Source organism: Chryseobacterium sp. OSA05B, from assembly GCF_019970065.1.
Lineage (GTDB): Bacteria > Bacteroidota > Bacteroidia > Flavobacteriales > Weeksellaceae > Chryseobacterium.
Genome location: NZ_JAHXYH010000004.1, coordinates 67,841 through 87,745 on the forward strand (window position 1 = coordinate 67,841; position 19,905 = coordinate 87,745).

The following is a 19,905-nucleotide window of genomic DNA, read 5'->3' on the forward strand; positions in this document are numbered from 1 at the left end:
GATTAAGAATGTAAAAAGTTATAAGAAACAAGAGCCAAGAATCAAGATATAAGACTTCAGATATTAAATATGAACTCAATAACCAGCAACCGGTAACTAGCAACCAGCACTACTCTCAAACCCTCTGACCCGAAACCCATATCTGAACCTAAGTCTCAGCCTTAACTCTCGGGCCTCGTACTGTAGAAATTAGGAAAACGCATCTGTACAGTGGTTCCCTGGTTTTCGTGAGAACTAACGATCAGTTCGCCGTGGTGCATCCGTACAATGTTTCTTGCCAGTGGAAGTCCGATTCCGTAGCCTTCGTAGTTTTTGGTATTGGAAGCTCTGAAGAATGGATCGTAAATTTTGTTCATCTCCACCTCAGGAATTCCGATCCCGAAATCCTTTACAATGATGTAGACATCGGTATCTGTGGCGCCCAGTGAAACTTTTACCTGCTGAAAATTAGAATATTTGCAACCGTTGTTAATGATATTGGCTACGGCAAGATGCAGCAGCTGCTCGTTACCCTGAACTTTTAATTTTTTAGGATTGTCAGGAAGCATACTGATATCCAGGTAGATATTATTTCTTGAATCAATCTTTCTGAGTGTTTCGATCACGTCCCAAAGCAGCTGATCGATCCTTACTTTGTCCATTTTCTGGATCTTCCCGTCGAAACCGGTTTGAGCGATCATCAGTAAGGCTTTGATCTTTTTATCCAGCTTTTCAGCTTCGTCAAGAATAATTTCTAAGGTATCTTTATATTCATCTGCCGTTCTGTTGATCGAAAGAGCCACATCCGCTTCGCCCATAATTGAGGTCAGGGGCGTTCTCAGTTCATGAGATACATTTCCGATCAGGTGATTCTGGGTTTCAAATGAAGTTTCGATACGGTTCAGCATTCCGTTGAAGGTATCTACCAGCTCATTCAGTTCTTTATTGTCAGGCTGCGCCTCCAGTCTCAGGTGAAGATTCTCGGAGCTGATCTCTTTCACTTTTCCGGTAATCTTTAATATCGGTCTGAATAGAGTTTTAGACAGATAAAAAGAAAAGATCATGCTGAAGAACAGGGAAAGTACAATACAGGTTATCAATGTTCTTTTTAAAAACCCCAGATAATAGATCACATAATGATTCTTAGCAGAAGCGATCGCTATATATTCTTTATCATCATATTTAAAGGTCTGCCCGATATAATAAAATTCTTTATCATTATAATTGGACTCCCCTTTTCTGACAATACTTTTGAAAAAATAATCCGGAATATGGACTTCCTGTGAGATCTTTTTGAAATTGGAATCTGCAGGAACCGCAAAAACATAATCCCTTTCCATCGGAAGCTCCTCATCGTTCAGGCTATTGAGGATATAGTTTTCGGGAAGATCCAGATGGTCTTTGCTTTTTTCAATCTGAACAATCGTCGTTGTACGGATCTTAAGCAGCTCATAAAACCTCTGATGTGAAAAGTTGACAATCGAAAAATAAACCAACCCACTGAAAAGCAGAATGATGGCAGTAAATACCAGCATTAAAAGCACCATTGTTTTGGTCTGATTTGTGACAACTTTATTAAACATCCATTAAGATTTTTTCATTACATAACCCATTCCTATCACTGTGTGAATCAATTTATTATCATCGTGACTGTCCAGTTTTTTTCTTAAATAATTTACGTAAACATCTACTACATTGGTTCCCAGCTCATAGTTCACGCCCCAAACCGCATCCAGGATTTCAGCTCTGGAAATTACTTTTTCAGGATTATTCAGGAAATACAGTAAGAGTTTATATTCAGTGGAAGTCAGTGAGATTTCATCTCCGGCGCGCGTCACTTTTTTCGTATAATCATTCACCATCAGGTCTGAAAACTGAAACACATGTTCATTGTCCGGTTCTGGCTCGGCAATTTCCTGAGGACTTACCCCATTACTTCTTCTCAATAGAGATTTTACCCTCGCCACGAGTTCAATGAATTTAAAAGGTTTTACCAGATAATCATCCCCTCCGCTTTCCAGGCCAAGAACAATATTTTCAGAAGTTCCCAGTGCGGTCAAAAACAAAATCGGAACATGCTGATTGGTTTTCCTGATCTCTTTGCAGACATCCAGACCATTCATTTCCGGCAGCATAATATCCAGAACCACCAGATCGAAATCATTGGCTTGCACCAGCTGTACACCGGTACGGCCATCAAAGGCTACGGAAACTTCGTACCCGCTTTCCTGAAGTCCTTTCTTTATAAAAGAGACAACGCTGGTTTCGTCTTCAATGAGGATAATCTTTTTCATTCAAATAAGGAATTTCACAAAAATAGGGAAAAATTTCAATAACAATTTTCAGTGAATTGATCCGGGAGTTGGCCAAAGCTATATAGAATAATATTAACTTTGCTTTTCGTCTCCCCAATGAAGGAACTTAATTTAGGTTAAATTGCAAACACTATGAATGATTTTTTAATAGGTATCGGTAAAAGATTGAAGGATATCAGAAAAAAGAATAATTTAACCATCAATGAATTGGCTTCCAAAGCCAATGTAAGCAACGGCCTTGTGTCCAGAATCGAGAACGGAAGAACCATTCCCTCACTTCCTGTCCTATTGGATATGATACAGTCTCTGGAGATCGATGCCAGTTATTTCTTTGAAGGCGTAGAAAAAAAATCCAGCGCTAAATTCATTTATCTTCCCAAAGACAGCCAACAGGTTATCGAAAAAGAAGTGGAAGCTGAAGGATTCAAATATATGCACATCTTCAGCAAAAGCCTGCACTCTTTAGGTTTTGAAGCGGTATTACTGACCATTGAGCCGAATTCCAAAAGGGAAAAGGTGATCACCGATGCCTGGGAATTTAAATATATCCTGAAAGGCGAAGTAAAATATATCATCGATAATGAAGAAATCATCTTAAAAGAAGGCGACTCTCTTTATTTTAACGGAAAATTTCCACACGTTCCAGTAAGCATCAGCAATGAAAGCTGTATTATGCTTGTTCTTTACTTTTATACAGCATAGTACTGAATATTTTAAAACGCAAAGTTTTACATTTAAGGACGCCTTATTTTCAACAATAACGGTCAGGGAAACTGGACCTTCTAAGGTTCTTGCGGTCCTGTTAACCATGTCAATGTTTTGAACCTTGACATGGTTAAATAATTTTTCTTTTTCTTATGTATTGAAGCAAAAAGTTTACTATTTGTAAACTTTCCAGTTTTTTGTTTACCCCTAAAATTAACGTTATGTTAACTGCAAGAACGTTCTCTGTCCAAAACCCTCATTTAAGAAATGCTCCGCTAATTAAAACAAAACGCTCTATAATAAAGGGGTTTAAGCACTATTTATTATTTTATTTTTGATTTTCCCAAAGCGGAATAAAGTAAAATACAAGTAACAAATTGCCCTGATTTGTTAAATAATACTTAATACAAAATATTTATATATATTAAAATTATTAGCTTGATTTGCATTGAAAATTTAATATATGTAAAAATGAGGACCCAATTAGAGAAATTACTTACCCTTGCTTTTGTCTGTTTGATCTTTTTTGTGTCAGCGCAGAAGCAGTTAATTATAGGAACTGTTTTTGATGACAGCCAACCCCTTCCCGGCGCGTCGGTCAAAATAAAAGGTTTATCAAAAAATACCGCTACAGATATTGATGGAAAATTCACGGTGAATGATATCAAAGAAGGTCAGTATAATTTACAGATAAGCTATATCGGTTACGAGACAGCAGACATCAATGTAGATGTGAAACCCGGAGAAACTGTAGACTTAGGTTCTATAAAATTATCCCAACAGAGAAAAAACATCGACGAAGTTGTGGTGACCGGAACTCTGAAAAATACAGAAGCCAGAGCTCTAAACCTTCAGAAAAACGCGGTGAATATTACCAACGTTATCGCTTCAGACGGAATCGGAAAACTTCCGGACAGAAATGCGGCAGAAACCGTTCAGAGGGTTCAGGGCGTTTCCATCGAGAGAGATCAGGGTGAAGGAAGATTTGTTTCCCTAAGAGGGCTTCCGCCGTTTTGGGCATCAACCACCATCAACGGTAACAGGTTGCCTACTGCAGAGGAAGAAACCACTTCCAGAGCAACAGCATTTGACTTTTTCCCTACCGAACTGATCTCCTATGTCCATGTGAATAAGTCGTTTACCCCAGATATGGAGGCAGACGGAATCGGAGGTGGTGTCAACTTTATTACAAAGACTCCTCCAATGAAAACGGAGTTCAAAGCTACGCTGGGAAGCGGCTACAATGCGAAAGCTGACAAAGGTGTTTACAATCTTGGACTTCTTTACGGAGGCCGAACAAAAGATAAAAAATTCGGATACCTTTTCAATATAGCGCACTTTATCAGAAACTGGTCTACCGATAATTTTGAAGCGAGAAGAAGTGGTGACGAAGGTGTTTTCCGAATGGAGCTCCGCGATTACAACGGAGTAAGAAAAACAACGGGTGTGAATGCAGCCTTTGAATACGTCCTTTCTCCAAAAAACACATTCTATGTAAAAGGAATGTACGGAACACTTTCCGATGATGAAACGCATTACAAGCACAGAATCAGATTTGATAAATTCAGCTCTGCGAATAATACCGCAAGAGTGGAACTTCAGAATATCCACAACTTACTGATCACGGAGCTTACTTCTGTATCCTTAGGTGGAATTCATACTTTAAATAAAGGAAAAATCGATTGGGATCTATCTTATTATGACAACCGTTTTAAGTACGGAAACATTCCTGACAAGCAGAACAATTCCTATTATGTCATTAAATATACGCAGTCCGGAGTAGGCATTAACCCTGATTATATTTCCAACCACGGAAGCGGGCCGAGAGCTTACTGGAAAGCAGATGGAGGAAAGTTAGACTATAAAAATCCTGATGCTTTATTTGGTTTTTACAGTGATCCGGGCTTTAAAATGGATGCTTCGCAGATGAGATTTACAGACCTTGAATTCTACAAAGTTTTTGTTGAGGAAAAAGATAAAATCGTTGCTGCATTCAATCATGAGATCAATGCATCGGATAAGCTGACTTTAAAATACGGATTCAAATACAGAGACAAAGAAAGAAATGCCAGATTCTCCGATATTTTCTATAACTGGAACGGCGGAACAGCTCCTCTTCTCTCTGATTATGCTCCCTATATCACCACACAGCCGAACGGACCTAAATATTTAAGTGAAATGAATGCCCATTTCGGGAACACTTTCGGACCGGTCCTTTCTACCACAGGTATGGATCAATTCTGGATTCAGAACCAGGGAAATCTGAAAATCAATCCTACCGATTCTGAAGCGTTGGAATACAATAAAGCCTTAGGAAGAAACTTTGATGTTTTTGAAAAGCATGCTGATGCTTACGGAATGGGAACGTATAAACTAAGTGACAAGATAACGATTTTAGGAGGAATCAGATTATCCAATACCAATACAAGAGTAAAAGGATACAATATGGTTGAAGATGTTCTGACACCCGTTGAGCACACCAAAAAATATCTGGCAGTTCTTCCGATGCTTCACGTTAAATATGCTTTGAACGATAAAACCAATCTTCGCTTTGCAGCAACGAGAACTTTTTCAAGACCGAACTTCGGGGATATCACACCGGGCGGAACATACAGCGAAGCAGACAATGAGTTCAAAGGCGGAAATCCGAACCTTAACCCAACGTATTCACTGAATTTCGACCTGATGGGAGAATATTATTTCTCCAATGTCGGGATCGTAAGCGGAGGTGTTTTCTATAAATCCATCACAGACCCTATTTTCCAGGATTCTTTCATCGGAAACTACAATGGAATGACAGGCGTACAGTTTACCGCACCCAATAACGGAAACGCAGCATGGCTTGGAGGTCTTGAACTTGGAATCAACAGAAGATTCGACTTTTTACCGGGATTTCTTCAGTATTTCGGAACCCAGCTGAATGCAACGTTCATGACTTCGGAAATGGAAAAACCAAGCGGAAGAAAGGTAGCCCTTCCTTATCAGGCCAAGCAATTGTATAACGTTCAGGTATTCTTTGAGAAAAAGGGATTCAATGCAAGACTGGCTTATAATTACAAAGGAAAATACGCCGTGGAATATGCGGAAGACGATATCAATGATTCCTATTATGGGAAATACAGCAGCTTAGATTTCGGAGGATCATACCAGTTCACAAAACACCTGATGCTCTATGCAGATGTGAACAACATCCTGAATAAGCCGTTGATCTATCATTTCGGAAAAAATGAAGACCGTCCAGAACAGGTAGAATATTACGGAGTACGATGTAACCTTGGAATAAAACTGAACTTCTAAACCATCATCAATGGCACAAAGTATCCATAAAAAAACATTAGTAACACTGAAGGCCGCCCTGGCTGCTTTCGGTGTTTACTTCTGCATGTACGGCTTCAGAAAACCTTTTACAGTAGCTTCATTTGAAGGACTCGCCTATTTCGGGGTTGATTATAAAATCCTGATCATCATTGCTCAGGCGGTGGGGTATTTCATTTCGAAATTCATCGGGATCAAATTTATTTCAGAGCTGAAACCTGAAAAAAGGATCGTCTATTTACTGGCATTCATTGGAATGGCTGAGCTTGCCTTACTGGGATTTGCAGCCGTTCCCGCTCCTTACAATATCGTCTTCATGTTTATCAATGGGATTCCGTTGGGAATGATCTGGGGAATCGTGTTTTCTTATATTGAAGGCCGGAAAACCACTGAAATCATCGGACTTTTCCTGTGTACAAGCTTTGTAGTTTCTTCAGGATTTACAAAATCGGTCGGGAAGTCTATCATGGATACTTTCCCTGTTTCAGAATTCTGGATGCCGTTCTGCACCGGATTGGCTTTCGTTATTCCCTTGATTATTTTCGCTCTTCTTTTGGAGAGAATTCCAAAACCCACGGAAGAGGATATTCTTCTTAAAAACAAAAGACAGCCTTTGGTCCGTGTAGAAAGAAAGGAGCTGATCCGCAGGTTTTTTATTCCGATTGTGTGTGTCATTTTCCTGTATGTCTGTTTAACGGTTTTAAGGGATTTCAGGGATAATTTCAACCGAGAGATCTGGGATGGTCTGCATTTTAGTTTTGACAGTTCTATTTTTACCCTCACGGAAATTCCGATTGCCATCATGGTGCTTGTTATCTTAAGCTTTATGGTGAAAGTGAAAAACAATAAAAAAGCGTTTGCCTATTACCATTACATCCTTTTTGGAGGGATTCTGACGGTAGGATTATCAACCTATTTATTTCAGAGTGGTTTATTATCCCCTTTTCTGTGGATGGTGATTTCAGGTTTTGGCATGTACATCTGCTATATTCCTTTCAACGGAATTTATTTTGACAGGATGATTGCCGCTTTTGATATCAAAGGAAATGTAGGATTCCTGATCTACACGGTAGACTCTTTCGGATATCTTGGAAGTGTACTGATCCTGCTGTATAAGAACTTCGGTTCTGCGCAGACTTCGTGGCTTAATTTTTATATTCATTTGAATTATATCATTACAGCCGCCGTTCTTATTCTTTCGGTCACTGCTTTTTTAGCTTTCAAAAAAAAGGCAAAACCGAATTCAAACTCTAATCAATTCATCAATTTCGATCCGTCGAAGTTTTATAAATTAAAATAACAATGACAGCAAAATTTGATTTAATCGTTGTGGGAGGGGGTATTCTGGGAACATTCCACGCTTATCATGCTCTAAAAAGAGGTCTTAAGGTCGCTTTACTGGAAAGGAATTCTGTTCCTCAGGGCGCAACGGTGAGAAATTTCGGCCAGGTAGTGCCCTCCGGAATGGATCTTACATGGCAGAATTACGGAAGAGAAAGTCTGGCCATCTATAACGAACTTCATGCCCAGGCAGATCTTACCATAAGAAAAAACGGTTCCGTATATATCGCTTCAAATGATGAGGAAATTCAGCTGATTGAAGAACTGTATGAAATCAACAGGAATAATGATTACGAATCCGTTCTGTTATCTAAAAACGACTGCATCAAGAAATTCGATGGTCTGCGTTCGGATTACTGCAAAGGAGGACTTTTTTTCCCCCAGGAACTTTCGGTAGATTCTGCCGATATGATTGTCAAGCTCCACAAACTGTTGCAGGAAAAACTGGGACTTCAGATCTTTTCCAATACCACGATTATTGAAACGGGTGAAAACGGACAGAACTGTTCCGCCATAAGTGCAGACGGAGCAGAATTCACTGCTTCGAAGATCATTATCTGCGGCGGTCATGAATTCAAGACCTTATATCCTAAAGTATTCGATGATAGCGATTTGGAGGTGAGCAAGCTGCAGATGCTGCAGACAAAACCACAGGGCATTTATTCGCTTCCGGGAAATATTCTGACGGGGCTTTCGATCAGAAGATATGAATCGTTCAGTGAATGTGCTTCTTTTGAGAAAATCAAAGCATCAGAAGATCCGAAATCTTTTGAAAAGAAGTACGGGGTTCATATTTTATTCAAACAGACGCTTGACGGATCTATTATTCTGGGTGACTCCCATGAATATGCAGATGCTAAAAATGCCGATGATCTTGGATATGATCTGAATATGGAAATCGATGAATTCATGATTCACGAAGCCAAAAAAATTATAGACCTTCCTACCTATGAAATTCAGAGGAGATGGTTCGGGATCTATTCCCAGTGCAAGACAAAAGATATTTTTGAACACAATCCTTCCCCGAATATCTACATCATAACAGGAATCGGAGGAAAAGGAATGACGGGAAGCGGTGGCTTTTCAAAATTTAATATAGATAAAATTTACGCATAAATTTCAATGAAAAATATAGAATTACTGGTTCTGGATATGGCCGGAACAACAATTAACGAAGACAATGTAGTGTACAAAACTTTAACGCAGGCTGTGAACAATCATGGCTATCATGTGACTTTAGAAAAGGTGCTTTCAAGCTGCGCAGGAATGGAAAAGCTGGAAGCCATTTCGAGCTTATTGAAGGAAATCAAAGGCAATGTAGAAGATGCTCCCGTTATTTTCCAAAACTTTTCAGAACAGTTAAAGGAAGCTTACCAGAAACTGGAAGTGAAGCCTATCAATGGTACGGAAAACTTTCTTTTAAAAATGAAAGCTCAGCATAAGAAAGTGGTACTCAATACCGGTTACAGTTCCGAGATTGCCCATCAGCTTTTGGATAAATTACAATGGAAAGAAAATGTTCATTTTGATGCGCTGATCACTGCTGATGATGTTTCAGAAAGCCGTCCGAGCCCTGATATGATCAACCTTGCGATGAAAAAATTCAATATCACTGAGCCGGAAAAGGTATTAAAAGCAGGTGATTCTGTGATTGATATTGAAGAAGGAAAAAATGCAGGCTGCGGACTGACCGTCGCTGTTCTTTCCGGAGCACAGAGCAGAACAGAGCTGGAAAAGGCACATCCTGATTATATTTTTAATACGATTTCTGAGGCTGAAGATATACTTTAAACTCTTCTTTCAAATCATACTTACTTTTTTCAGCCTCAATTTTTTAGACTTAAACACTAATGGCACTAATAGATTCACAAATGTTCACCAATAATTTATCGTTTCATTCGTGAAAAAAATTAGTGTCATTTGTGTTTAAAAATTTAATCATTTAGTTATCAATTTATTAACTTTAAGTTTACACTTGTTTACAAATAGTAAATTAATTTTACAATAATTAAAAATATAATTACTATTTGTAAACATTTCTTTTTCAAAACCCTTTATCCCCATGAAAACAAAACTATTCTCAATGGCCGTTCTTATGAGCTGTTTCTTTGAAGCTCAGACCAAGAAAGTTCTATTTATCGGTATTGACGGCTGCCGTGCAGACGTGATGATGTCCAGCAACATCCCGAACATCCAAAACCTTGTCAATCAATCCATTTACTCCCTTGACGGTCTCTGCGCCGCCACTACATGGAGCGGAAATGGCTGGAGCACCATGCTTACCGGTGTCTGGCACACGAAACACAATGTTCAGGACAACAATTTCACCAGCCCAAACTATGTGAACTATCCTGACTTCTTAACAAGAGCTGAAACTTATAATCCCAACTTAAGAACGATGTCCCTCGCTAATTGGGCTCCGCTTAATGACAAGATTGTAAAGACCGCTGATGTAAAAAGCAATCTTGGATCAGACCTGGCCGTAAAAAACGCAGCTGTTAATGCCATGCAGAATGATAATCCCGATATTCTTTTTGTGGATTTTGACGATGTGGACCACGCAGGACATTCTTACGGATTTGCCGGCACGGTTCCTCAGTATGTTGCCTCGATTCAGACTACGGATACTTATATCGGAGAGATTGTAAATGCTATGAAAAACAGGCCAACATACAGCAATGAAGACTGGCTGGTGGTCTTAACAACAGATCATGGGGCTATTCAAAGCTCTCACGGTGGCGGTAACCTTTCGGAGCGAAATATCTTTAATATCTATTCCAATCCTGGATTTACACCTCAGCAGATCAGTAAAACCATTCTGGAATCCAATAAAACGTTTAATCAGCTTAGCTTTCCGGCTGGTACATATGCAAAACCGGCTAATCAGACTCCGTTTAATTTCGGGGCCAATCAGGATTTCACGATTGAATTCTGGGTAAAACCGAATGCAGCCTATTCAAGTGATCCGGTGATGATCAGTAATAAAAACTGGGCGAACGGAAAAAATAAAGGTTTTGTCATCTCCGGAAGTTCGGGGCAGAATTTCAAAATGAATATCGGCGACGGAACCAACAGAATTGACATGACCGGAGGAAAAGTAGAGACAGGAAGATGGAAACATATTGCCGTAAGTTTCGACAGAGACGGGCTTGCAACGATGTATGAAGACGGCGTTCCGGTAACTTTTGCTAAAATGAATACGATTGGAAATATAGATTCCGGTCTGCCATTTACCATCAATCAGGACGGAACCAATGTATACAGTGAGAATCTTGCCGCCTCCTATAAAGATATAAGAGTCTGGAAATCTGCTCTTCCGAACGATGTGATCGTTAACTGGGCGAATCAGGATATTACCCCTTCGCATCCTTATTATGCTCAATTACTGGCAGACTGGAAATGCAGCGGAACTTCAGGAAACACGCTCACCGATTCAAGCCCTAATGCTAACAATCTTGTGGTAACAGGTTCTCCGGCCTACGCTACCGGTACTACCAATACATTTAAAATTTATGATTATACCTCAACCACGAGAGAGACTGATCATTTTCCTACCGTTCTGAACTGGATGTGTATTCCGATACAGCCGTCTTGGGGAATTGATGGAGTGAACCGTATTCCGGTATGCTCTAACGGTGCTTTGGCAGTGAAGGATACTAAAACAAAAACGGATGATTTCAGACTTTATCCAAACCCTGCTTCAGAAAGCATTAGCATCCAGTATCAGTCTGATGATAAGGAGATTAAATCAGAAATCATTGACGCCAAAGGATCCGTGATTTCAACAAAAAAATTAAAGCCTTCTAACGGTTTGTTTAACGAAACATTAAATATTCAACACCTTACGGCAGGAGTATATTTCATAAAGATAACCGGGAGCACAAAGTCGCTGACGAAGACTTTCATTAAGAAATAGGTGAAGATTGGAAGCTTGAAGCTCGAAGATGGAAGTTATCTTAGCCTAAAGCCGAAATTGCAGTGGGTTTTAATCACTTTTTATGGAAACTGTTGAGATGAATGCCTAACAGAAACTTCCATCCTCCCTCTTCCAGCTTCCTAACTCTACCGACGCATTAGATTTAATTTTTTGATATTAGAACAAGGGTATTCCTATCCGAGTTCTAATATCTTTTTTTGCTTAGTCGTTGAAAATCAGTAGCATTTGAGTGTCACAGCGGTCGTAGGCTGAACCCGAGACCGGCATATGTTTGAAGCCCAACTTTTCATACAGTTTGATCGCAGGAACCAGCACAGAATTCGTTTCCAGAAAAATACTTTCTGCTTTCAGTTCTCTTGCTTTATCTACTAATGCCTGTCCTACCAGATAGCCTATTTTCTTTCCCTGTGCTTTAGGGCTTACCGCCATCTTTGACAGTTCAAACCTAAGCGGCTCATCGGAAATTCTAACCAATGCGCAGGTTCCTACTGCTTCATTATCCAGAAGCGCAAAAACAATGTGCCCTCCTTTTTCTATAATCTCTTCTTCCGGATTGTCAAGAAGTTTATAATCGCCAGCCTCCATGGTAAAGAACGTTTTGATCCATTCTTCATTTAATGCTTTAAAAGCTTCTTTGTATTGAGGTTCGTAGTTGATAATGGTTACTTCATTATTCATTTCATTCATCGCTATAGGGTTTAATTGATCGTATTATTTATATTTTCGAAATGTTTCAGAAATCATAACCTCGTTAAAAATTCTGATTTTTTAAACACTTTTGTGACTTTTGTGGTTATTATAATCCAGTTAATGAAAATTAGATTCTTTTTTTTACCATTTTTGCTAATTTCTCCAGATCGCTTTCTACCCTGTCTGTCCATTCCAGGGCATAATTCAGACGCATACAGTTCTGGTACTGATTGTACTGCGAAAACATTCTTCCCGGAGCAAAATTGATTTTCTGACTCATGGCTTCATCAAACAAATCTTCAGTGCATATCTTTTTATCAAGTTCCAGCCACAGCATAAAGCCACCTTTCGGCTCTGAAATTTTAGTGTTATCGGGAAAATACTCCGTCACAGATTTCTGAATCTGGAGATAATTTGCGTATAATTTTTTTCGGAATGTTCTTAAATGATGGTCGTACCGTCCGTGTTCCAGGAAATCTGCAATTACATCCGGATAGATAGACGGGCTGCATACCGTCTGCACCAGTTTCTGGCGGATCACCTGTTCTTTAAATTTCCCAGGTGCCACCCATCCCACGCGATACCCTGGAGCAAGGGTCTTGGAAACCGATCCAATCCACATCACAAGTCCTGCCTCATCATAAAATTTACATGGTTTTGGTCTTTCTGCTCCAAAATACAGGTTTCCGTAAATATCGTCCTCAATCAGGGGAACATTATAGTGAGTGATCAGCTTTACGAGCTCTTTTTTATTTTCATCAGGCATCTGAAAGCCTAACGGATTATTGAAATTCGTCACAAAACAACAAGCTGAAAGCGTAGGAATCACTTTTTTCAAAGCATCCAGATCAACTCCGTAAATAGGGTGGGTAGGAATTTCCACCACTTTCAGCCCCAATTGCTTGATGGCCTGAAGAACACCGAAATAAACCGGACTTTCCACCGCAACAGAGTCTCCGGGTTTCGTTACCGCCATCAGGCAGGTATAGACGGCATTCATTGCTCCTGAAGTGATGACCAGGTCGTCTTCCGTGATCTTCCCTTCCAGCACCAAGGCCCATTTAGCAGATTCGCGACGCAAATGTTCATTCCCCTGTACCGGCTCATAATCTGTTCCGCTGTCAGTCTTTCTGTTAATCACATTGATCATCGACTTCTTCAGCTTGGCTAAAGGAAGGAAGCTTTTCCCGGGAATCCCTAAAGCAAACTGTGTAACATCATCGGATCCATCAATGGTTCCGAATACTTTATCGATAAGGACCTCAGCTGTATTTTCTCTCTCCGCTACTTTCATAGGTGCCACAGAGGGCAGCGCCAGCTTTCTTTGAGAACTCTGGCTCACAAAATAACCGTATTTCGGGCGTGATTCTACCAGCGAACGGCTTTCCAACTCCATATAAGCCTGCTTTACTGTATTCAGACTGACATTATAAAGCTTCTGTGCACTTCTGAGCGATGGCAGCCTGTCTCCGAACTGCAGGGTATCACTTTTGATCTGTTCAGTGACAGATTTTGCTATTTTAAGGTAGAGAACGTCTTTGGACATGTGATCTGGGTTTTATAGTAAATGTACAAATTTCCTCTAGTTTTAGCCAATGTTCAGCCAACCTACCATTCTGCTGATACTGCTTTTCAGCTGCTCAGGATTACGGAAATTGGCGGTATTATTTTTTCTGAAATAGCTTTCTGCACACAGGGTAAAATTTCTTCTCTCAGCATCGGAAAGACGATCTTCATACACTTTAAAAGCAATTTCTCCTTTTTCATTGATCACCAGACTGGCAAACGCAGCCACTTCACCTTTCTTTTTAATCAAAAGGAAAGGAACACCGAAATTCTGATTCAGTCTTTTGAGCGTCTGGGTTTGTAGAAACATATTTTTCAGGGCCGGCATATCTGAAATATAGACTTCAGCATAAACAAGCTGATCGCGGGATTGTGGTAAGGTTTCCATAGTGTTCTGATTTACTTCGACAAAATTAGGCAGTATTTAAGCTTGGATACAGACACAGAATCTACTATTATATTGGGTACAGACTGGAAAAGGACAATCACTGGCAGGTAATTATTACGACAGCTTGATTTTCAGTAGATGATGTCACCTTACAACATTAATAAAACTGAGCAAGTCTATATGTTCAGGGTTCAATAATTTCCGCCTTTAAGGCTTCACCCTTTCTGATCTCCCAAAAGCGGAAGTATTTAATCCAAAACACTGGTTAATTTAAGTCAAAGTCTTTCAGAAGATTATCAAAAAAAGAATTAACTAAAAATTCTGTTAATTAAATAATCTTACCCTATTTCTTCTATTTATTTCCATGATTTCAGAATATGATAGAACATTGTACTAGCTTTTTCCTATTTAAAATAAAATAACTCTAATATTTTGATGTATTTTTTTTAGAGAAACCCGATGAAAATCAAAATTTCAGAGCAAAAAAACAAGTTATTTAAAGTTAACAAAAATTAAAAAACAAAACACTTAAAATCAATTAGTTAAACATAAAATTATTAACAAAATAAGTTTCAAAAATTTGCTTTGGCTAACAATTTGTTAACAGGAAAATTAAAATTTATCCTTTTTATGCGAATACATTTGCATCAGCTTTCAAGCAAAAACACAAACTCGTTTTACAACACTAAGGAAAGAAAAAAAATGCATTATGAAAGGAAAAATTTTATTCGTAGCAGCTTCTGTTTTCTCAACATTAGCTTATTCGCAGGTTGGGATTAATACACCTTCGCCAACATCGACACTAGATCTTGTCGCTAAAAATCCTACGGGAACCACAACATCCGTTGACGGACTTTTAATTCCAAGGGTTGACAGGCAAAGGGCACAGAGCATGACCACCGTACCCACTTCCACTTTAGTTTACATCAACAGCGTAACTACCGGGACACAAACTGGGACAGCCATCAATGTGGATACTATTGGGTATTACTATTATAACGGAACGGCATGGGTCAAACTTAATTCCGCTTCCGGAAGCAGCAATAATATTTACAGTACAGATGGAACCCTTGCTGCCAATAGAACCGTTACTCAGGCTGATAAGACATTAGCTTTTACAGGATCTGCAGTGAATGCCTTCTCTGTAGACGGTGCTACATTGTCAGTAGATGCCGCCAATAACAGAGTTGGAATTGGTACTACTGCTCCTAACGGCCAGCTGCAGTTTGGAAATTCAGGGGCCAACCGCAAAATAGTCCTGTACGAAACGGGTAATAACGACCATCAATATTATGGTTTTGGGATAAATAACCGTTTATTACGTTATCAGACAGATGAACCAACCTCTGATCATGGATTTTTCTCCGGTACTGATGCCAACACCTCTAAAGAACTGATGCGTATTAAAGGGGATGGAAATGTTGGAATAGGAACTTCTACTCCTCAGAAAACATTTCACGTGAACGGTACAGCACAGATTACCAACGAACTAAATGTTGGAGGAACAGCAACTACACCAGGAAGCGCAGGAACTTCAGGGCAGGTTCTTACTTCAAGCGGTCCAAATACAGCCCCTGCATGGGCAAGCGTTACTAGTAATAACATTTACAGTACTGACGGAACCCTTGCTGCCAACAGAACCGTTACTCAGGCTGATAAGACATTAGCTTTTACAGGAACTTCAGTGAATGCCTTCTCTGTAGACGGTGCTACATTGTCAGTAGATGCCGCCAATAACAGAGTGGGAATTGGTACAACAGCTCCTCATTCCCAAATACATCTTGGCAATTCTATAACAAACCGTAAAATAATAATGTATGAAAATGGTGATAATGATAACCAGTTTCATGGATTTGGAATAAATGGGTCTTTACTTCGTTATCAGGTAGGTGAAACGAGCAGCGATCATGGTTTTTTTGCAGGTACTGGTGCCAATAATTCTGTTGAACTTATGCGTATAAAAGGAAACGGGAATGTGGGAATAGGAACTTCAACGCCACAGAAAACATTCCATATCAACGGAGCAGCACAAATAACCAATGAGCTGAATGTAGGAGGAAATGCCAATACAGCAGGAAGTGCAGGAAATTCAGGGCAGGTTCTTACTTCAAACGGTGCAAATACAGCCCCTGCATGGAAAAGTTTGGATGCGGGAGGATTTATCCCCAAGGTAGTAGCGGCAGGCAGAACGTCTGCGGTTCAATCTACAACAGGGGCAGGATTTAAAAAAATACAATTTGGATCCATCACCAATCCGGATGGAGCCTGGAGCTCAACAAATTACACCTATACAGTTCCTACATCCGGCTATTATCAGGTCTCTTTATTTGCAGCTATCAAATCAACTACCGCTGCATATAATTATAGATGGCTTTTTACTATAGATGGAGCAAGATTCCCTATAGAACAAGAAGCAGGTGCGAGTGGTCCGAGCTATACCGCCAGAGGAGGTGCCATGACAACTTATGCTAATGCGGGATCTGTGATCGCCATAGGATATGAACAGGGTGCCGAGCAACACGATATTAGAGCTGGAGCTACATTTGCCATAATTTCTTTAGGCAATTAAAATAAATCTAAAAATACAATTTAGATTCTAAAACGGAAATATTCTGGCTCAACTCATCCAGAATTTAAATATTCCCAAATGCCTTTAACTAAGTGACATTTCCCTTGTTTATTATTTTTCTCGTCTGCTTAGTTAAAGGTTTTAAAAGACAAATATTCTTCAAAAATGCTGACTTATTGATTGAAGAATAGTGAAAAGGTACGATTCTAAACACACAAATGATGAATCCCCAGGTTTTAAATCTGTCACATCTTCCCTCAGATGTGGCAGATAAAAGCCTTATTAAAAACACATTTTAATTGATTACCCACATATTAAAGATGAAAATAATATGAAAAGGCCCTATACCGATCTTATTGGTCTTACCAAGAAAGATCTGATCGAAAAGATGGGAGATGAATTTAATTTTTATCCCGACTCCGTTTGGATTTATTTTCTGAATAAAAATTTTTTCGGAAGAAAAACTTACCTCATCATTAGTTTTGAGGGAGAAATTGTTAAAAATGTAGAAGCCAGAAAGGCATACGGAAATATATTCCGAACGAATTTATAAACTCGGGTACTCTCCTGTAATTTTTGTGGATATTCAGTTGTTTTATATCGATGAAAAAAGAAGAAAGTAGTATTTCGTAATGAATTTGAAACCAATACCAATACGAATCGTACTCAATAAAATATTTCATAAAGAACAGGTATTGAAGTTAAGAACTGTGCTTAAACAAAGAATCAAAGAAAATATTCAGACTATCAGCACAGGAGAAAGAACCTTATATGAAGACTTTAATTCCTCACCCTGATACGGCCGGAATTACTTTAAACAAATATTATAAACGATGAAAAAGACAAATCCAGACTATAAAAGGATCTACGAAGATATTATCACGTATAAGTATCCTGAAAAAAGACCGCTTTGTGTTTCTATTCTATCAAAAGATTTCTTTTCTGTAAAAGACGTCATTAAGATCAATGATATTATTTTCCCACAAAGTAAAGATGCTCATGGACATTCGGAAAATCAGAAACACCGATCCTATGACAAATTTGCGGTGATGGAAATACTCGATTATCAGCGAAAGAACAAATTAAACAACACTCAACTGGCAGCCCACTTTAGCCTTAGCAGAAATACGGTGGCCAAATGGAAAAAACATTTCCTGAAGAGCAGAACAGCATAAATATTTCAATTCACAGTCCTTATCAGTTTATTATTTCTCAGGCAGGCAGGAAGATTTCGTAACGTAGTATTTTTTTTTCATGATTCTAGTTTTCTTAAAGGATGAAATCTATTCCTGTCTGTTTTTCTATTAAAAAATCTTAGACAACAAAACCCACAGGTTTAAACCATATTAACGATTTACAGTTGAATGGATGTAAAGAATATTCAATTGTACATATAAAAACAAAAACTCTCTGTAAATAATACAGAGAGTTTTTTGTGTGGTGCGGATGAAGGGACTCGAACCCCCACGCCTCACAGCACCAGATCCTAAGTCTGGCGTGGCTACCAATTACACCACATCCGCTGATTTTGTCTTTGTTTAAAAGAACTTGTTTCTCTTAATGAGACTACAAATATAAAACATTTTGTCTTAAAATAAGAACTAAAAAAGTATAAATACTCATAAACAACCCAAATAAAAAACCGCATTCTTTGAGACTCTTAACAATCAGCCACTTGCAAATCAATGAAAATTTTCAATAATTACAACACTCTCTCAGGTTGGTACAATACCATACAGTAAGGATATATTTATCTCGGAGAATCCTGTTTCTTTCATACAAATTGTGATTTCAGATATTTTATTATTTAATCTGTTAAATACCCATCCGGTCTATTGACGCTTTTTTAATTTACTTATACAATTACAAAAATAATTTTTTCCATTTCGCTATGCTGTTGCGGCTGAGTCTGAAATGATTTGCAACCTGTGTATTACTGAGCTTATTCTTTTTTTGAAAATTCAATATTTCTAAAATATCTGACGTGGTATAAGAGCGGTGCTTATGATTTAAAGAAACTGTTTTTCTATCACTCTCGGGAAAAATAATATTATTTATCGTTATAATATCCTTTGCTGTAATTCTGGGTTTAGATAGTATCGATTGACAGTCTTCTATTTTTTCAGGATATTTGAATCTCAAAATATCTTCGTAAATCTTCCTATAATTTGGCCTTGTAGTCTCCATATTTTTTTATAATATTCACATCAATAACCATTTCATCTTTAAATGTTATCACCAGGAACGTTTTTCTTCCAAAGAAATTTTTGTGCAGAAGATAAGTCCATATTGTATCCGGATAAAAATTGAACCCATCACCTAGCTTTTCTATCAAATCTTTCTTAGTGATCCCTATAAGAGACTTATACTGATTTTTCATATTGAGCTTATTTTTTAATCACGCTCTCCCAAGCTGTCTTTGTATTTACTGATCCATTTATAGAGTGTTGTCTTGGGGATCCTGTATTCTTTCATTATCTCTTGTTTGGTCTTTCTCCCGGTTTCTATAAGTTCCAGAATAAAATCAATAACCTCAACGGTGTAAATACTTTTCCTGAATTGAGGAAGGCTTGACCCTTTTTTCTCTTTAGTATTTGCCTGATCATGGGCTGATGGAGGGGCGTACAAAATCAAATGCTGGGAATAGAGTCTGAAAAAATCATATTCCAATAATTTACTCCATCTGAGAAGAGTTCCGGTATCAATATTTTCTGCCAGATACATTTTCTCAATTTCTGTTTCATCAGTTTCCAAAAAATTACATATTCTGGATAAATTTATTTCTAATTCTGAAGTTCTTTTCTTGATTAGTTTTCCGACGTGGATTTTTTTAAAATTATTATTCAGCATAGATTTTCAATATTCTTTTCATATTTCGTTTTGTTGATAAAAATCTCCCGCTAAGCCGAAGAATAAAACATAAAGTAAAAATGCTTAGCAGGAGATAAAACCATCATTAATAAAAAAATGAAATTTCAAGAAAATATCCTCATCACACGATTAAGCAGAATCAAATGACTTTTGATGATGATTCTATTATGTTTGTACTATAGTGAGTTTGTGTTTTATAATTTTTATTTGTCCCAAGCTTACCTCCCGT

At 38.4% G+C, this 19,905-nt stretch carries 17 protein-coding genes and 1 tRNA gene; 9 read left to right on the top strand and 9 right to left on the bottom strand.

From position 1 onward, the window contains the following. Positions 1-161 precede the first annotated feature (161 nt). Together LC419_RS15995 and LC419_RS16000 are read right to left on the bottom strand one after the other, a co-directional pair. Entirely contained in the window at positions 162-1,562 is a 1,401-nt protein-coding gene (locus LC419_RS15995) for a HAMP domain-containing sensor histidine kinase (protein ID WP_223608301.1), read from the bottom strand. Positions 1,563-1,565: 3 nt separating this feature from the next. Next, a complete protein-coding gene (locus LC419_RS16000; RefSeq protein WP_223608302.1) occupies positions 1,566-2,273 on the bottom strand; it encodes a response regulator transcription factor in 708 nt (235 codons plus the stop codon). A 153-nt stretch (positions 2,274-2,426) separates the two neighbouring features. Between LC419_RS16000 and LC419_RS16005 the strand changes: the two genes are divergently transcribed. From LC419_RS16005 to LC419_RS16030, 6 genes are all read left to right on the top strand, one after another. Next, complete coding sequence (locus tag LC419_RS16005) at positions 2,427-2,996, top strand: helix-turn-helix domain-containing protein (protein WP_223608303.1); 570 nt, start codon at positions 2,427-2,429, stop codon at positions 2,994-2,996. A 474-nt stretch (positions 2,997-3,470) separates the two neighbouring features. Beyond that, on the top strand, positions 3,471-6,296 hold the full coding sequence (locus tag LC419_RS16010; protein WP_223608304.1) for a TonB-dependent receptor: 2,826 nt from the start codon (positions 3,471-3,473) through the stop codon (positions 6,294-6,296). Positions 6,297-6,306: 10 nt separating this feature from the next. Next, entirely contained in the window at positions 6,307-7,614 is a 1,308-nt protein-coding gene (locus tag LC419_RS16015) for a DUF5690 family protein (protein WP_223608305.1), read from the top strand. 2 nt (positions 7,615-7,616) lie between these two features. Next, positions 7,617-8,771 carry a TIGR03364 family FAD-dependent oxidoreductase gene (locus tag LC419_RS16020; protein WP_223608306.1) on the top strand — a complete coding sequence of 385 codons (1,155 nt, stop codon included), beginning with the start codon at positions 7,617-7,619 and terminating at the stop codon, positions 8,769-8,771. Between the two features lie 6 nt (positions 8,772-8,777). After that, complete coding sequence (locus LC419_RS16025; RefSeq protein WP_223608307.1) at positions 8,778-9,446, top strand: HAD-IA family hydrolase; 669 nt, start codon at positions 8,778-8,780, stop codon at positions 9,444-9,446. A gap of 271 nt (positions 9,447-9,717) precedes the next feature. Next, positions 9,718-11,571: an alkaline phosphatase family protein gene (locus LC419_RS16030; protein ID WP_223608308.1), complete on the top strand. Its 1,854-nt coding sequence runs from the start codon at positions 9,718-9,720 to the stop codon at positions 11,569-11,571. Between the two features lie 222 nt (positions 11,572-11,793). Here the strand turns inward: LC419_RS16030 and LC419_RS16035 are convergent, their stop codons facing one another. From LC419_RS16035 to LC419_RS16045, 3 genes are all read right to left on the bottom strand, one after another. After that, the gene (locus LC419_RS16035; protein WP_223608309.1) at positions 11,794-12,279 is read right to left on the bottom strand and encodes a GNAT family N-acetyltransferase; all 486 of its coding nucleotides are present in this window, start codon (positions 12,277-12,279) and stop codon (positions 11,794-11,796) included. Between the two features lie 130 nt (positions 12,280-12,409). Next, positions 12,410-13,828, bottom strand: a complete 1,419-nt coding sequence (locus tag LC419_RS16040; RefSeq protein WP_223608310.1) for a PLP-dependent aminotransferase family protein — start codon at positions 13,826-13,828, stop codon at positions 12,410-12,412. A gap of 42 nt (positions 13,829-13,870) precedes the next feature. Beyond that, on the bottom strand, positions 13,871-14,236 hold the full coding sequence (locus tag LC419_RS16045) for a hypothetical protein (RefSeq protein ID WP_223608311.1): 366 nt from the start codon (positions 14,234-14,236) through the stop codon (positions 13,871-13,873). Between the two features lie 709 nt (positions 14,237-14,945). Here LC419_RS16045 and LC419_RS16050 point away from each other — a divergent pair. From LC419_RS16050 to LC419_RS16060, 3 genes are all read left to right on the top strand, one after another. Next, positions 14,946-16,805, top strand: a complete 1,860-nt coding sequence (locus LC419_RS16050) for a hypothetical protein (protein ID WP_223608312.1) — start codon at positions 14,946-14,948, stop codon at positions 16,803-16,805. Positions 16,806-17,136: 331 nt separating this feature from the next. Beyond that, complete coding sequence (locus LC419_RS16055) at positions 17,137-17,358, top strand: hypothetical protein (protein WP_223608313.1); 222 nt, start codon at positions 17,137-17,139, stop codon at positions 17,356-17,358. 280 nt (positions 17,359-17,638) lie between these two features. Then, positions 17,639-17,980: a helix-turn-helix domain-containing protein gene (locus LC419_RS16060; RefSeq protein WP_223608314.1), complete on the top strand. Its 342-nt coding sequence runs from the start codon at positions 17,639-17,641 to the stop codon at positions 17,978-17,980. A 263-nt stretch (positions 17,981-18,243) separates the two neighbouring features. Here the strand turns inward: LC419_RS16060 and LC419_RS16065 are convergent. From LC419_RS16065 to LC419_RS16080, 4 genes are all read right to left on the bottom strand, one after another. Further along, positions 18,244-18,328 (bottom strand) — tRNA-Leu (locus LC419_RS16065). Positions 18,329-18,668: 340 nt separating this feature from the next. Continuing rightward, positions 18,669-18,992: a helix-turn-helix domain-containing protein gene (locus LC419_RS16070; protein WP_223608315.1), complete on the bottom strand. Its 324-nt coding sequence runs from the start codon at positions 18,990-18,992 to the stop codon at positions 18,669-18,671. Then, the gene (locus LC419_RS16075; protein ID WP_223608316.1) at positions 18,967-19,185 is read right to left on the bottom strand and encodes a hypothetical protein; all 219 of its coding nucleotides are present in this window, start codon (positions 19,183-19,185) and stop codon (positions 18,967-18,969) included. Before LC419_RS16075 ends, LC419_RS16070 begins: the two co-directional genes overlap by 26 nt. Before the next feature lie 14 nt (positions 19,186-19,199). Further along, positions 19,200-19,559, bottom strand: coding sequence for a transposase (locus LC419_RS16080; protein ID WP_306666583.1), 360 nt, complete (start codon positions 19,557-19,559; stop codon positions 19,200-19,202). Between the last annotated feature and the right edge of the window lie 346 nt (positions 19,560-19,905).

Excerpts from the sequence above, each read along its gene's own strand:
- LC419_RS16015 (WP_223608305.1), top strand. The coding sequence starts at position 6,307 with ATGGCACAAAGTATCCATAAAAAAACATTAGTAACACTGAAGGCCGCC.
- LC419_RS16060 (WP_223608314.1), top strand. The coding sequence starts at position 17,639 with ATGAAAAAGACAAATCCAGACTATAAAAGGATCTACGAAGATATTATC.
- LC419_RS15995 (WP_223608301.1), bottom strand. The coding sequence starts at position 1,562 with ATGTTTAATAAAGTTGTCACAAATCAGACCAAAACAATGGTGCTTTTA.
- LC419_RS16055 (WP_223608313.1), top strand. The coding sequence starts at position 17,137 with ATGAAAAGGCCCTATACCGATCTTATTGGTCTTACCAAGAAAGATCTG.
- LC419_RS16000 (WP_223608302.1), bottom strand. The coding sequence starts at position 2,273 with ATGAAAAAGATTATCCTCATTGAAGACGAAACCAGCGTTGTCTCTTTT.
- LC419_RS16070 (WP_223608315.1), bottom strand. The coding sequence starts at position 18,992 with ATGGAGACTACAAGGCCAAATTATAGGAAGATTTACGAAGATATTTTG.
- LC419_RS16005 (WP_223608303.1), top strand. The coding sequence starts at position 2,427 with ATGAATGATTTTTTAATAGGTATCGGTAAAAGATTGAAGGATATCAGA.
- LC419_RS16035 (WP_223608309.1), bottom strand. The coding sequence starts at position 12,279 with ATGAATGAAATGAATAATGAAGTAACCATTATCAACTACGAACCTCAA.
- LC419_RS16045 (WP_223608311.1), bottom strand. The coding sequence starts at position 14,236 with ATGGAAACCTTACCACAATCCCGCGATCAGCTTGTTTATGCTGAAGTC.
- LC419_RS16025 (WP_223608307.1), top strand. The coding sequence starts at position 8,778 with ATGAAAAATATAGAATTACTGGTTCTGGATATGGCCGGAACAACAATT.
- LC419_RS16050 (WP_223608312.1), top strand. The coding sequence starts at position 14,946 with ATGAAAGGAAAAATTTTATTCGTAGCAGCTTCTGTTTTCTCAACATTA.
- LC419_RS16040 (WP_223608310.1), bottom strand. The coding sequence starts at position 13,828 with ATGTCCAAAGACGTTCTCTACCTTAAAATAGCAAAATCTGTCACTGAA.
- LC419_RS16010 (WP_223608304.1), top strand. The coding sequence starts at position 3,471 with ATGAGGACCCAATTAGAGAAATTACTTACCCTTGCTTTTGTCTGTTTG.
- LC419_RS16075 (WP_223608316.1), bottom strand. The coding sequence starts at position 19,185 with ATGAAAAATCAGTATAAGTCTCTTATAGGGATCACTAAGAAAGATTTG.
- LC419_RS16030 (WP_223608308.1), top strand. The coding sequence starts at position 9,718 with ATGAAAACAAAACTATTCTCAATGGCCGTTCTTATGAGCTGTTTCTTT.
- LC419_RS16020 (WP_223608306.1), top strand. The coding sequence starts at position 7,617 with ATGACAGCAAAATTTGATTTAATCGTTGTGGGAGGGGGTATTCTGGGA.